Below are 13650 nucleotides of genomic sequence, written 5' to 3'. Positions count from 1 at the left end.
ACGGTGTCACGCCTGCTCCGGCTCGCGATCCGCCAGCGCTTCGAGCAGGTCGGCTGACGGCACAAAGAACAGACCCCCGGTGACCGCCGTGCTGAAGTCCAGCAACCGGTCATAGTTGCCGACGGGGTTGCCGACAAACATGTTCTCCAGCATCTGCTCGATCGGTTCCGGCGAGCGCGCGTAACCGATGAAATAGGTGCCGAATTCGCCGGCGCCTGGGCGGCCGAACGGCATGTTGTCGCGCAGTATCTTCTGCTCCTGGCCGTCCTTGGTAATGGTTGTCAGGGCGCTGTGGGAGTTGCTCGGTTTCACCTCTTCACCCAGTTCGATGTCGGCCAGCTTGGTACGACCGATCACCTTTTCCTGAGCCTCGACGCTCAGCGCATTCCACGCGTCCATCTTGTGCAGGTACTTCTGCACCAGCACATAGCTGCCGGATTCGAACGCCGGGTCCTCGTTGCCGATCAGGGTGAAATGGTCCGCCTTGCGCCCCACCGGGTTCTCGGTGCCATCGACGAAACCGATGATGCTGCGCATGTCGAAGTAGCGGAAACCCTGTACCTCATCCACCACCGTGATCGCGCCATTGAGTGCGCTGCACAACTGCGTCGCCAGTTCGAAACACAGGTCCATCTGGTCGGCACGGATGTGCAACAGGATGTCCCCCGGGGTGGCCACCGCACGGCGACCCTCGACGCCAAACTCACGGAACGGATGCAGCGACGCCGGGCGCGGGCTGCCGAACAGGGCGTCCCAGGCATTGGCGCTGAATCCGCAGACACACGACAGGTTGCCGTTGGGCACACGCTTGCCGACCGAACGGGTGAGGGCGGCGATGTCGCCGCACCAGCCGCGCACCTGGCTGGCGGCGTCGCTACCGGGCATCAGCGTGGCGACGATGAAGATCGCGGCGCTGGTGATCGGGTTGCAGATGGCCTGCGGTTCCGGGGAAGTGTGATCAGTTGGCATATTGGCGATCCTGAAACAGTTGCTTGGGCGGTCAGACAAAGTTGCATGACCTTAGCAGAATCGCCGCCAAATTATTGTTGAGCGGGGCCCATGCAGGGCTGAATCCGGATCACGGCGCCAGAATGCGATTGCGCAAGAAGTTGCACAGTTGATGTGTGAGTAGTGCCCTGGAATGGCCATGCCGGCGCTCTAGACCGCGCTTGGTAGCCAAGTGCGCAAGAAGTTGCGCAGTACTGCGCAACTTCTTGCGCACTTCTACCCTGTCTGGCGCGGTGGAACAGCGCTATCCCCGGCGGTTTGATTTCAAGTTCTTGATAAGTAATGGCCACAGGTTGGCTGGCATGACTTTTGGTTGTTCTTTCGCACACTGGCAGCCCCGTGGGCAGCTTCGTACGAGGAACAATGGAATGTTCGCATCGATCGAGAGCTCCATCGACCCGCATCAGCCACAAGTCGCGGTTGTTCCGTTGAACCTGATTCAGGTCGAAGATGTCGGGCGCAGCGCCGCCCGGTTCGATGCCTGGCTCAGAGCAAACAGCGCCGATCAGGTGACGCTTGAGCGCATCAAGACGCAGGCCGGTGCACTGCCCACCGCCGGCAACATCATGGCGCTTGTCGATGTCTTGAACGACATCACCGGACTCTGCGACAACCCAAGACGCGAGCCTCTGGACTGGGTCAGCCTGGGTATCAACCTGATCGGAGCCCTGCCTGCGCCGCCAAACATGGCCGCTGCACGCATGAGCTTGCGTCCGACACTGTTTCTGGTACGCCAGACGCTGAGCCAGAGCGGCAAACAAGTGCTCGGTGATTCGCTGATTGAAACGGTCATTGGCCATCTGAACGCCGATATCGTCGGCACTCTGGATGATTTCGTGACGCAGGCTCAGGCCCGACTCCCGGAGATTCTCGAAGCCGCGGCCAGTCTAGGTACGAGTGTCGTCAACGAAATTGCCAATGGCCTGGAGGGCGCCGGTAACGCTGCGCTCGATGGCAAGCCTTTCCAGCACCAGGCCGGGGCGCCGGTCGAGCAGTTCTTGCACGATCCCAAGGCGACCATCAGCAACCTTTTCGCCGCTGTCGCCAATGCCTGCAAAGCGGCTGGTCGTGGCATGGCCAGCAGCGGGCCCCCAACGTTGCCTGCTGCTCAGGTCAGGCAACGGCTTCTCGACACTGTGGCCGCATTGCGGGCAATGGCAACCGAGTTGCACACGCGGATCACCAGCCTAGGCAATGTCGAGCAGCAACACTCCATTGGCGGCCTGCTGCAGGTACTCGCCCAGGCGGTAGAGGCCTGGCGTCGGCGCAATGACCAAGGGCAGGGCGCTAACGTCAAACCGACGACCACAAGCCAGGCCAGGCACATGGCCGGCGAAGGCGCGCTGGAGGTGCGCAAGGACGAGGTCCCCGCCGATAAACCTCCCAACGAAGAAAAGAACAAAGTGTTGTGCAGCACCTGTCGGCGCATCAACTTTGCCGTGGGCAGCGAGTCGTTCGATCACACGGACTTCTCGTTACCGGGACCGTTCCCGATCGACTGGACCCGAACCTATTGCTCCAGCCTTGATGTCTATGACAAGGACGTGCTTGGTGCTCGCTGGATCACCCCGTTCACCACGCGCTTTGATCGTCTTGGCAATGGTCTGGCGTTTCACGAATCCGATGGCCGTCAGATCGGCTTTCCGCTACCCGAAGTCGGCGCAACGCATTACGACCCCATCGAAAACCTGACGCTGGTGCGCAGCAGCGAAGAGCAGTTGCTGCTCTGTCGCGGCTTCGAACGGCAGGAGTGCTACGTCTGGCACGGCGAGAGTTTTCAACTGATCAGCATCGTTCTGCGCAATGGTGCCGCGATCATGTTGCACTACGAGCATCGCCACGGTGAGCGTTCGGTGCTGTCGGATCTGATGACTTATCAGGGCGACATGACCCAGGTCCACCGGCACCTGGGCACCCTGATCGATGATCACGGTCGACTGACTGGCCTCTGGGAAATCGTCGATGGCGTGCCGCAGCGGCAACTGTGCGCCTATCAGTACGATGAACTGGGCGACTTGATCCAGGCGCAAGACGAGAACGGCGAAGCCTGGGCGTATCAATACCAGCACCATCTGGTGACGCGTTACGCCGATCGCACTGGCCGCGGCACCAACCTGCAATGGCAAGGGGCGGGGGCCAATGCCCGAGCGATTCGCGAATGGGCGGACGATGGCAGCTTCGATACGCAGCTGGAATGGGATCCGCGTATCCGTCTGACCCGCGTCACTGACGCCCTCGGCAATCAGACCTGGCACTACTGCGACGCCCTTGGCTACACCTACCGCATCCGTTACGCCGATGGACGCTCCGAATGGCTGTTTCGCGATGAAGCCAAGAACGTCCTGCGCCATGTTCACGCCGATGGCGGCGTCGATCGCTACTGCTACGATTCCCGTGGCAACCTGCTCGAACACATTCGCGCCGATGACAGTGTGGTGCACTACGCCTTTGATGATCAGGATCAGTTGATCAAGATCCTTGATGCCGAAGGCGGGTTGTGGCGTCGAGGTTACGATGATCGCGGCAGTCTGGTGGAGATGTTCGATCCGCTGGGTAACCGGACGCAATTCATCTACAAGGCCGACGGCCTGATGGCGGCTATCAAGGAGGCCAACGGCAGCGGGAAAAAGTTGAGTTGTAACGGCGACGGCCAGTTGGTCGAGTTTGTTGATTGTTCCGGCAAGAAGAGTCGCTGGGCATACGACGATCGTGGACAAATGATCTGTTTCACTGACGCGGCGGGGAACAGTACCGAGTATGAGTACCGCTGCGGCAAGGTCGTGCTGATCAAGCGAGCGGATAAAAGCGAGGAACGCTTCGAGTACGACGCCGAAGGGCGACTGCTGGCGTATTCCGACGGTCTTGAACGGTGCACGACATGGTCCTATAACGCTGCCGGAATGATTGCCGAGCGCGTTGACGCCTGCGAGCAGACCCTGCGCTATCGCTGGGATCGTGTCGGGCAATTGCTGGCGCTTGAAAATGAGAACGAGGCCATTGCCCGTTTCCGGTTCGACGCCATGGGGCGAATGCTGGAAGAGAGTGGCTTCGACGGACGAACCACCTGCTATCAATATGCGCCGGAAAGTGGCCGGTTGATGTGTGTGATCAGCGGCGAGCACCGGCGCTCGCTGCGCTTCGATCCAGTGGGGCGCTTGACTGAAATCGTGGTCAGTCTGGCGGGGCACTCCCAAAGTGAAACGTTCGCCTACGATGGCAATGGCAACCTTATTCAGGCCAGCAACGCCGACAGTCGCCTGCAATGGTTTTTTGATCCGGTCGGCAACCTGCTGCGCGAGCATCAACACTACCTGAGCCTGGAGCAACCGACCGTTGCGGTCTGGCAGCATGAATACGACCAGCTCAACCAGCGGATCGCGACTATTCGCCCGGATGGTCATCGGGTCAGTTGGTTGACGTATGGCAGCGGACATCTGTTGGCTCTGCGGCTGGACCAGCACGACCTGATCAGCTACGAGCGCGATGACCTGCATCGCGAAATCGCAAGGCACCAGGGCAATCAACTGCTGCAAACGCAGCAGTGGGATGCGCTCGGCCGACTCCAGGAGCAAATACTGGTACGCCGCGATGACCGCTCAACACTGCTCAAGCGCGGCTATCAATATGATGCGGCCGGCCAGCTCACTGATATCAACGACAGCCGACGCGGGCCAATCGGCTATCGCTACGATCCTGTGGAACGGCTGCTGTCGGTCACGACCCGCCAAGGCGTGGAGAATTTTGCCTTCGACCCGGCGAGTAACCTGTTGGATGACACCGCTAACGAGATCCGTCGTCCGCTGGATCAGACGCCTGCGCACAACAGAAGGGCAGACAATGTGCTGCAAGAACAGGCCGGCATTCACTACGATTATGACGAGCGCGGCAACCTGATTCAGCGTGCTCAGGAGGGCGACCGCAGCCAGTTTCAATGGGATCTTTTCGATCGGCTGGTGCACTTCGAAGACCAGCGCCTGACCGTTGATTTTGCTTATGACGCGATGGGACGGCGGCTTTACAAAAGGTCCAGCGCACACTTCAAGCATCATTCGCAGGCCGGCTCGCAATGGAACCGCACCGAACAGGCCCGGGCGCAACGGGAGTATGGCTGCGGTTTCACGTTGTACGGATGGGACGGCGACCACCTGGCTTGGGAAAGCAGTCCGGGCCAGCAGGATGGGGGGGCGGGGCGCACCGTTCATTATCTCTATGAGCCGGACAGTTTTGTGCCGTTGGTACAGGCGATCCGCAATGCCCCCATCGATTTATCTGCCCCACCAGAATACGGCGAAGACTACAGCCTTGAGGACGATCCTCTATGGACCCGCCAACCCGCAGCATCGGTCTTCGATGCGGTGCTCTGGTACCAGTGTGACCACCTCGGTACACCGCAGGAGCTGACGGACGCTGCTGGCAATCTGGCCTGGAGCGCGCAGTACAAGGCCTGGGGGCAAGTGCAGGAGCGACGTTCGGAATCGGCGCTGCAGTCAGGCGTAGTGAACCCGATACGGTTTCAGGGGCAGTACCACGATCATGAGACAGGGTTGCACTACAACCGGCATCGGTACTACGACCCGGCGGTTGGGCGGTTTATCAGTCCGGATCCGATCAGCTATGCGGGAGGGCTTAATTTTTATCAATATGCGCCAAACCCGGTGCTCTGGATTGATCCGTATGGATTGATGATGAAGTTTTTCAGTCGTTCACCGTCACTCTCAAGAAATCTCAGATTCTTTTCCAGCGCTTCAGACTTACCGCCAATTAAGGGAAAAGATATTCTTCAAATTCAGAAAATGTTGACGCAAGAGAAGTTTGCTAAGAAGGGTCCACCCAATCCGGCTAACGAAAACTGGTATGCGGAAGATGGCTCAGTGGTGAGGATTCACAGGTGTGGGGACCTTAATGCGGAAGTACCTGTTCCCCACGCTCACAAAGTAGACCCTGGAAAAATACGTCTGAATGATGAGGGTAAACCTTCGGACATCCCTGCGGAGAACCACATACCGATCAACAATCCCGATCTACAAGGAAATATTCAACAACGTGATGCCTATCGAGCAGGGCTACAAAAAAAGCCATAGCGGACACTTCTTGAGTCCAGCCTTTTCCATCACCTCGGCGCGAACGTGAGCAAATTCCGGCATCGGGTGGATGCCGGTCTGACGCTGCTTGTTGTTTAAAAGCGATCCAGCCGCAGGGCCGCAAGCGTTGGCAGTTGCTCCGGAGCAGCTGCCGGTGGTGCCAGCTGCGCAATCATCTCGGCCGTAATCGCCGCCTGCGTCAGCCCCAAATGCTGATGCCCGAACGCGAGCAGCACCTTGCCGTCGCAGACCTTGTCGATGATCGGCAGCGAGTCCGGCAGCGACGGGCGAAAGCCCATCCATGGCGTCGCGTCTTCAGCATTCAAGTCGCGGCGGAACAGGCCCTTGCTCAAGCGGTGTAACTGCCAGGCGCGTTCCATGAACGGCGGGTGCTCCAGACCTGCGAACTCGACGGTGCCGGCCAGGCGCAAGCCGCCGGCCATCGGCGTCATGATGAACTTGCGCTCCAGCGAGGTGACCGCGAATGGCAGCCGCTCGTGCTCATGCGGCAGCATCAGGTGATAGCCGCGTTCGGTGTCCAGCGGTACTTGTTTGCCGGTCAGTGCAGCCGTGAGTTTTGCCGAGTGCGCGCCACAGGCGATCAGCACCTGGCGCGCGGTGAAGCGGCCCTGATGGGTGATCAGCGACACACCATGTTCCTGCAACTGGCCGCCCAGCACCTCTTGCTCGAGAAACTGCACGCCGGCCGCTTTGGCGGCGCTCACCAGTTCACACACCACTCGATACGGGTCGAGAAAGTGCCCGGTGCGCGGGAAAAACAAGCCGCCCTGAATCTGCGCGCTGAGTTGCGGCGCGCTGTTCTGCACGGTACTGGCCGACCAGAAATCCACCGGCACCTGTTGCTGGCGCATGCGCGCCTGCAGGGCTTCGATGGCTTGCCGCGATTCGGCGCGCTCGAACACCAGCAGCGAGCCGTCCTCTTTGAGCAGACCCGTCTGGTCGATGCTCTGCAGCAAGCGATTCCAGGCGGCGAAGCTGCTTTCGTTGAGTGCACGCAGCCCGGCGATGGTGCGTTGGAACGGCGCCGGGCGCAGGTTCAGCAACAAACGGGTGAACCACGGCACGGCGCGCGGCATGTATTTCCAGTCGAGGCGCAGCGGGCCCATCGGGTCCATCAGCATCGCCGGCAGGCGCTTGAGGATCGATGCGTCGGCAATCGGAAACACCTGCTCGGTGGCCAGATGCCCGGCGTTGCCGAACGAGGCGCCATGGCCCGGCGGCTGACGGTCGATGACCACCACCCGCCGGCCCTGACGCGCCAGTTGCAGGGCGCAGGCGACGCCGATGATGCCGGCGCCGATCACCGCGATGTCGGCGTTGTCCGCTGTGAGGTTGTCGGGCATGGTTCAGGCTTCCCTCTGACCGTCGAGCAAGCGCCGCAGGTGCAGCGGATTGGCTTTTTGCAACGCTGACGGCAGCAGACTGTCGGGGAAGTCCTGATAGCACACCGGGCGCAGAAAACGCTGGATCGCCGCCGTGCCCACCGAGGTGCTGCGCGAGTCCGAAGTGGCCGGAAACGGCCCGCCATGCACCATCGCATCACACACTTCGACCCCGGTCGGCCAGCCGTTGACCAGCAGGCGTCCGGCCTTGCGCTCCAGTGTCGGCAACAAGGCCCGGGCGCGGTCCAGATCGGCGTCATCCAGGTGCAAGGTGGCGGTCAACTGGCCTTCGAGATGCTCGCAAACCTGACGGATTTCATCGTCGTTGGCGCACTGTACGATCAGCGACGCCGCGCCGAAGATTTCACCTTGCAGACGTGCGTCGGTGAGGAAGTCCTGCGCCCGGGTGACGAACAACTGCGCCTGACACGGGTTCGGCCCTTCGGCCGGGAGACCGCTGGCCACGCGCTGCGCTTGCGGGTGTTCGGCCAGCGCGCCGACAGCGCTTGCGTAGGCGCGGAAAATGCCCGGTGTGAGCATAGTCTGCGCCGGGCTGCGCTGGACATGCTCAGCGGCCGCCGCGATGAAACTGTCCAGCGCCGTCCCTTGGCGAGCAATGACCAATCCGGGATTGGTGCAGAACTGCCCGGCGCCCTGGGTCAGCGAGGCGACGAAGCCCTGCGCCAGCGCTTCGCCCCGCGCCGCAAGGGCCGCCGGGAACAGCAGCAGCGGATTGATCGAGCTCATTTCCGCGTACACCGGAATCGGCTCGGGCCGCGCCTGTGCCGCTTTGCTCAGCGCGAGGCCGCCACTGCGCGAACCGGTGAAGCCCACGGCCTTGATGCGCCAATCGCTGACCAACGCGATGCCGACTTCGTTGCCGGAACCGAACAGCAGCGAGAACACGCCTTCCGGCAAACCGGATTTTTTCACCGCCCGGGTCAGCGCTCCGCCCACCAGTTCACTGGTGCCGGGATGCGCGCTGTGCGCCTTGACGATCACCGGGCAACCGGCGGCCAGTGCCGAAGCGGTGTCACCACCGGCGACGGAGAACGCCAAGGGAAAGTTGCTGGCGCCAAACACCGCCACCGGTCCCAGCGCGATCTGCCGCTGGCGCAAATCCGAACGCGGCAGCGGCTGGCGTTGTGGTTGCGACTGATCGACCCGCACGTCCAGCCATTCACCAGCGCGTACGGTACGGGCGAAGGTGCGCAGTTGTCCGCAGGTGCGCCCGCGTTCGCCTTGAATACGTGCACGCGGCAGGCCGCTTTCGGCCACCGCACGCTCAATCAGCTCATCGCCGAGGGCTTCAATCTCGTCGGCAATGGTTTCGAGAAATTCGGCGCGAGCACTCAGGGACGTCTCGCGATAACGATCAAACGCTTGCCACGCCAGGGCGCAGGCCTGTTCGACATGCTCAGCGCTGCCGCCGGCGTAGGCCGGTTCCAGCACGGCATCGGTGGCGGGGTTGATCGCGAAGATCGCTTCACGGCTGCCGGCGATGGCTTGGCCGCCGATCAGCATGTGGCCTGTCAGAGTCATGGCGCTTCCTGATAATTCAAGTGAAGCCCCGGTATGTGATACCGGGGCAGGGACAGCGGTCAGGCGAGGTTCTGTTCGGCGGACCAGTTTTTGTACCACTGGCGGAACAGCGCGTACTGGGTCTCGGCGTAGCGGCGCTGAGCGTCGCTCAGGGCATCGGTTTCGTTGAAGTGCAGGGCGTATTCGCGGTCGCCGTTGAGCACCATCAGGTGCTTGTAATACAGCACCAGATCGCAGCCTTCATCGAACGACGACAACACTGCCAGCGCCGCTTCCAGTTCGCGGGCCTGGCGCCGGGCTTTGGCGTCACCCTTGGCCGCTTGCTTGCTCAGCGCCACCAGTTGCAGGACTTCGCGGGGCAGGGCGTTACCGATGCCGGTGATGGCGCCGGTGGCGTTGCAGTTGACGAAACCGTGCACCACTTGCGTATCGACGCCGACCATCAGGGTCACGGAATCGTCCTGTGAGGTGATGTTTTCGGCGGCATAGCGCAAGTCAGCGCCACCACCGAATTCCTTGAAGCCGATCAGGTTCGGGTATTCGCGACGCAGTTCGAAGAACAGATCGGCGCGGGTGGCGAAGCCGTAGTAAGGGCTGTTGTAGATCACCGCCGGCAGGTTCGGTGCGGCTTGGAGAATGGCGGCGAAGTGGGCCTTTTGCGCGGTCGCTGAAGCGCCACGGGACAGCACGCGTGGAATCACCATCAGGCCGTGGGCACCGACTTTCGCAGCGTGGGCCGCGTGGGCCACCGCTTCACGGCTGTTGACCGCGCCGGTGCCGACAATGGTCGGTACGCCAGCCGCCACCAGACGCGCCACGCCTTCCTGACGTTCGGCCTCGGTCAGCAGCGGCCAGTCGCCCATCGAACCGCAGTAAACCACGGCGCTCATGCCGATATCGATCAGCTCGCGGCCCTTGGCGACCAGGGCGTCGAAGTCAGGTTTGCGTGCGGCTGTGCAGGGGGTCATCAGGGCCGGAATGCAGCCAGTGAAGATGTTATCGCTCATTGTTGTAGCTCCTCGGGACATTCATTCAGATCGGTTAAAAAGCGGGGCAGGTCAGATGCCCCAGGCGAAAGGGTCTTGTTCGTCGATTAGCAGGGTGGCGTCGGCGGTCATGTAGGCGCGGCCGGTGATGAACGGGCGCACGCGCTCGCCTTCCCATTCGAAGCGGCCTTCGAACTGGCTGCCGGTGATGCTGGCCTGGGTCCAGACCTGACCTTCGGCGAGTTTGCCGTCGGCGGCCAGGCAGGCCAGTTTGGCGCTGGTGCCGGTGCCGCACGGCGAGCGGTCGTAGGCCTTGCCCGGGCACATGACGAAGTTGCGGCTGTCGGCCTGGTCGTCGTCGGCAAACAGTTCGACGTGATCGATCAGGGCGCCATCCTCGCCGTGGATGCCTTGGGCTTGCAGGGCCTTGAGCATCGCCCAGGTGTAATCGGTCAGGGCTTCGACGTTGCTCATCTGCAGGTCCTGGCCGTGCTCGGAGACGAGGAAAAACCAGTTGCCGCCCCAGGCGATGTCGCCTAACACGCGACCGTAGCCCGGCACTTCCACCGGCACCTGTTTGCGATGGCGGTAGGCGGGCACGTTGCGCAGGGTCACGGTGCCGTCCTCGTGCAAAGTGGCGCTGACCGGGCCGACCGGGGTGTCGATCTTGTGTACGCCCGGTTCGATACGGCCCAGGTGATGCAGCGAGTTGATCAGGCCGATGGTGCCGTGGCCGCACATGCCGAGGTAGCCGGCATTGTTGAAGAAAATCACCCCGCAGGTCGCATCCGGCGAGACCGGCTCGCAGTACAGCGCGCCGACCAGTACGTCGTTGCCACGCGGCTCCAGCAGGCAGGCGCGGCGCCATTGATCGTGTTCGGTGCGCAGGCTGTCGCGCTTCTCGGCCATGCTGTTGCCATGCACGTCGGGGAAGCCTTGCATCACCAGACGCGTAGGTTCACCGCCGGTGTGGGAATCGATGATGTGTACTCGTTTCATGAACTCGTCCCTTGCGTGAAAGTCAGGCGTGAGCCGGGCGTTGGCCGGTGGCGGTGCTGGCGGAGGATTCGGCGACTTCACTTTCGTCATCCTCGGTTTCCAGGCGAATCAGGTGCGCGGGTACGCCGGTGGCGGCGCCCCAGTAGTAGATGCCCAGTGCGCAGACCGCGACGATCACCGTGTCGAACGGATGGCTGAGCACGCCGATACCGCCGAAGCTGCCGAGCTTGGAGAGGACGATGGTCACCGCGTAGAAGCCGATCAGCCACGCCGAGGAGCGCACTTGCTGGCCGAGGTTGAGGTGCGCGGTCGGCACCAGGCGGCCACACAACAGGTAGATGACAAACATCAGGATTTGCAGGCCGAGCAACCACGACACGGTGCCCCAGCCCGACCAGTAGACGATCAGCGCAGCGATAATGAACGACAGCGGCCCGAGCACGTTCATGCCCTTGACCCGGAACGGACGCGGCATGTCCGGCGCGTTGCGGCGCAATGCGGCAACCGTCACCGGGGCCACGGCGTAGCTCAATACCAGCGCGGCGGAAACCACGTTGATCAGCGCTTCCCACGACGGGAACGGCAGGGTCCAGAACACCGACAGGCCAAAGGTCAGCCACAGCGCCGGACGCGGGATGCCGGACTTCTCATCGATGCGGGTGAAGATCTTGAAGAAGGTCCCGGTTTGCGCCCAGCCGTAGATCACCCGTGGGGTGGCGTTCATGTAGATGTTGCCGCAGCCGCTAGGCGAGATCACTGCATCGGCCACCACCAGATACGCCAGCCAGCCGACGCCGAGTGCCAGGGCGATATCGCGATACGGCAGGGCCAGTTCCTTGGCAACGCCCGCCCAGCCATTGGCGAGCATTTCGGTCGGGATGCCGCCGAGGAACGCGGTTTGCAACAGCACGTAGATCGCAGTGGAGAGCAGCACCGACAGAATCAGCGCAATCGGAATCGTGCGTTGCGGATTCTTCACTTCACTGGCCACCGAAATGATCGGCGTCAGGCCCAGATAAGCGAAGATCACGCCGCCGGCCGACACCGCCATTTCGATGCCGGACAGGCCGAACGGCGCAAAGCCATGCACGTCGAAGTTGGCCGGTTTGAAGAAGGTAAACAGCACACCGATCACCAGCAACGGCACGATGAACTTGAACACGCTGACCAGGTTGTTGGCCATGGCGAAGGTTTTCACACTGCGGTAATTGAGCAGGAAAAACAGGCACAACAGACCCAATTGCACGAACCAGCCGAGCACGGTCGGGTCGCTGGAACCGGCCTTGGTCAGTTCGGGAAACCACGCCGCCGCATATTGCCGTGAGGCGACCACTTCGATCGCCACCAGACTGGAAAACGCGATCAGTGTGATGAAACCCATCAGGTAGCCGAGCAGCGGCCCGTGGGAGTAAACCGGGTAGCGCACCACACCGCCGGCACGGGGCAGCGCGGCACCCAGTTCGCAGTAGACAATGCCCAGCAGCAACACGGCGAACCCGCCGAGCAGCCAGGAAAAAATCCCCGCGGGACCTGCGATGGCGGACACGTGACTGGCGGCGAACAACCAGCCCGAACCGAAGATCGCCCCCAGTCCGATGAACGTGAGGTCTATCAGTGAAAGTTGTTTCTTGAACTTGCCTTGGCCTGTCATAGCGTCGCCTTCTTGTTGGTTGTTGGAGGGGCGTGCAGTGGCGCTACAGTGAACTCATCAAGCGCGGCGCGATTGATGTTTTTTGCCGGCAGCGATGACGAAATCAGCACAATGACCCACATCAAAGCCCCGGCTCGACAGGCTGTCAGCCTTGGGGCAATCTGCGTGCAAGTGACAAAACCGAGTGGGAGTCAGAGGTATGCCGCAGAACGCGTTTGCGATCCTGAGCCAACACAACGAGGCGAGCCGGCCGCAGACGCTTGACGATCTGCTGGCGGGCATGGCGCTGCTGCTACCGATGCTGGACGTGATTCCCAACGCGGCGATCTTCATCAAGGACCTGCAGGCGCGCTACGTCATGGCCAACCGTACGCTGGTGCAGCGCTGCGGTTTGAAAGACCTGCGCCCGTTGCTCGGCAAGACCAGCGCCGAAGTGTTTCCGGCGCAATTGGGCCCGGGCTACACCGAGCAGGATCGACGGGTGCTGGAGGAGGGGTGGGTGCTGGAGGATCAGCTGGAACTGCATCTGTACGGCAGCCGCGAACCGGGCTGGTGCCTGACTCACAAGCGTCCGTTGTACGACCGCGACAATCGGATCATCGGCCTGGCGGGAATCTCCGTTGATCTGCAAACCGCCAGCGAAACCCATCCGGCCTATCAGCGTCTGGCGGCGGTGGATGAATACATTCGGGCGAACTTCAATCGTCGCGTCAGCCTCGGCGAACTGACGCGCATCGCCGGGATTTCAGTGGCGCAACTGGAGCGTTACTGCAAACGGGTGTTCCACCTGACGCCGCGGCAGATGATCCAGAAAGTGCGTCTTGAGCATGCGCACCGGTTGTTGCACGGCGACTTGCCGATCACCGAGGTGGCACTGCAGTGCGGTTATACCGACCACAGTGCGTTTACCCGGCAGTTCAAGGCCTCGACCGGATTTACCCCGCGCCAGTATCGGTTGGCGACGGGGCAATGAGGCTTCT

The 13650-nt window shown here is 61.8% G+C and carries 8 protein-coding genes; 2 read left to right on the top strand and 6 right to left on the bottom strand.

Annotated features, from left to right (window positions below):
* Positions 1-6: 6 nt before the first annotated feature.
* Positions 7-969, bottom strand: a complete 963-nt coding sequence (locus KKQ10_RS04480) for a Dyp-type peroxidase (protein ID WP_215500345.1) — start codon at positions 967-969, stop codon at positions 7-9.
* 407 nt (positions 970-1376) lie between these two features.
* Between KKQ10_RS04480 and KKQ10_RS04475 the strand changes: the two genes are divergently transcribed.
* On the top strand, positions 1377-6089 hold the full coding sequence (locus KKQ10_RS04475; RefSeq protein ID WP_215500344.1) for an RHS repeat-associated core domain-containing protein: 4713 nt from the start codon (positions 1377-1379) through the stop codon (positions 6087-6089).
* Between the two features lie 95 nt (positions 6090-6184).
* Here KKQ10_RS04475 and KKQ10_RS04470 read toward each other — a convergent pair whose 3' ends face one another.
* The 5 genes from KKQ10_RS04470 to KKQ10_RS04450 are packed head-to-tail and all read right to left on the bottom strand — an operon-like array spanning position 6185 to position 12670.
* Positions 6185-7453, bottom strand: a complete 1269-nt coding sequence (locus KKQ10_RS04470; RefSeq protein WP_215500343.1) for an FAD-dependent oxidoreductase — start codon at positions 7451-7453, stop codon at positions 6185-6187.
* A 3-nt stretch (positions 7454-7456) separates the two neighbouring features.
* A complete protein-coding gene (locus KKQ10_RS04465; RefSeq protein WP_215500342.1) occupies positions 7457-9034 on the bottom strand; it encodes an aldehyde dehydrogenase (NADP(+)) in 1578 nt (525 codons plus the stop codon).
* Positions 9035-9093: 59 nt separating this feature from the next.
* Entirely contained in the window at positions 9094-10041 is a 948-nt protein-coding gene (locus tag KKQ10_RS04460) for a dihydrodipicolinate synthase family protein (protein WP_215500341.1), read from the bottom strand.
* Positions 10042-10092: 51 nt separating this feature from the next.
* On the bottom strand, positions 10093-11019 hold the full coding sequence (locus tag KKQ10_RS04455) for a 4-hydroxyproline epimerase (RefSeq protein WP_215500340.1): 927 nt from the start codon (positions 11017-11019) through the stop codon (positions 10093-10095).
* Positions 11020-11041: 22 nt separating this feature from the next.
* Positions 11042-12670, bottom strand: coding sequence for an APC family permease (locus KKQ10_RS04450; protein ID WP_215500339.1), 1629 nt, complete (start codon positions 12668-12670; stop codon positions 11042-11044).
* A 199-nt stretch (positions 12671-12869) separates the two neighbouring features.
* On the opposite strand from KKQ10_RS04450, the gene KKQ10_RS04445 reads away from it, so the two are divergent.
* On the top strand, positions 12870-13643 hold the full coding sequence (locus KKQ10_RS04445) for an AraC family transcriptional regulator (protein ID WP_215500338.1): 774 nt from the start codon (positions 12870-12872) through the stop codon (positions 13641-13643).
* Positions 13644-13650 lie beyond the last annotated feature (7 nt).

Origin of the sequence: Pseudomonas sp. MG-9, from assembly GCF_018729515.1 — a bacterium.
Classification (GTDB): domain Bacteria; phylum Pseudomonadota; class Gammaproteobacteria; order Pseudomonadales; family Pseudomonadaceae; genus Aquipseudomonas; species Aquipseudomonas serboccidentalis.
This window is presented reverse-complemented; position numbering and strand designations above follow the sequence as displayed.

What these genes read in the sequence shown, in the direction of transcription:
- KKQ10_RS04455 (WP_215500340.1), bottom strand. Translation starts at nt 11,019, where the DNA reads ATGAAACGAGTACACATCATCGATTCCCACACCGGCGGTGAACCTACG.
- KKQ10_RS04465 (WP_215500342.1), bottom strand. Translation starts at nt 9,034, where the DNA reads ATGACTCTGACAGGCCACATGCTGATCGGCGGCCAAGCCATCGCCGGC.
- KKQ10_RS04450 (WP_215500339.1), bottom strand. Translation starts at nt 12,670, where the DNA reads ATGACAGGCCAAGGCAAGTTCAAGAAACAACTTTCACTGATAGACCTC.
- KKQ10_RS04480 (WP_215500345.1), bottom strand. Translation starts at nt 969, where the DNA reads ATGCCAACTGATCACACTTCCCCGGAACCGCAGGCCATCTGCAACCCG.
- KKQ10_RS04445 (WP_215500338.1), top strand. Translation starts at nt 12,870, where the DNA reads ATGCCGCAGAACGCGTTTGCGATCCTGAGCCAACACAACGAGGCGAGC.
- KKQ10_RS04460 (WP_215500341.1), bottom strand. Translation starts at nt 10,041, where the DNA reads ATGAGCGATAACATCTTCACTGGCTGCATTCCGGCCCTGATGACCCCC.
- KKQ10_RS04470 (WP_215500343.1), bottom strand. Translation starts at nt 7,453, where the DNA reads ATGCCCGACAACCTCACAGCGGACAACGCCGACATCGCGGTGATCGGC.
- KKQ10_RS04475 (WP_215500344.1), top strand. Translation starts at nt 1,377, where the DNA reads ATGTTCGCATCGATCGAGAGCTCCATCGACCCGCATCAGCCACAAGTC.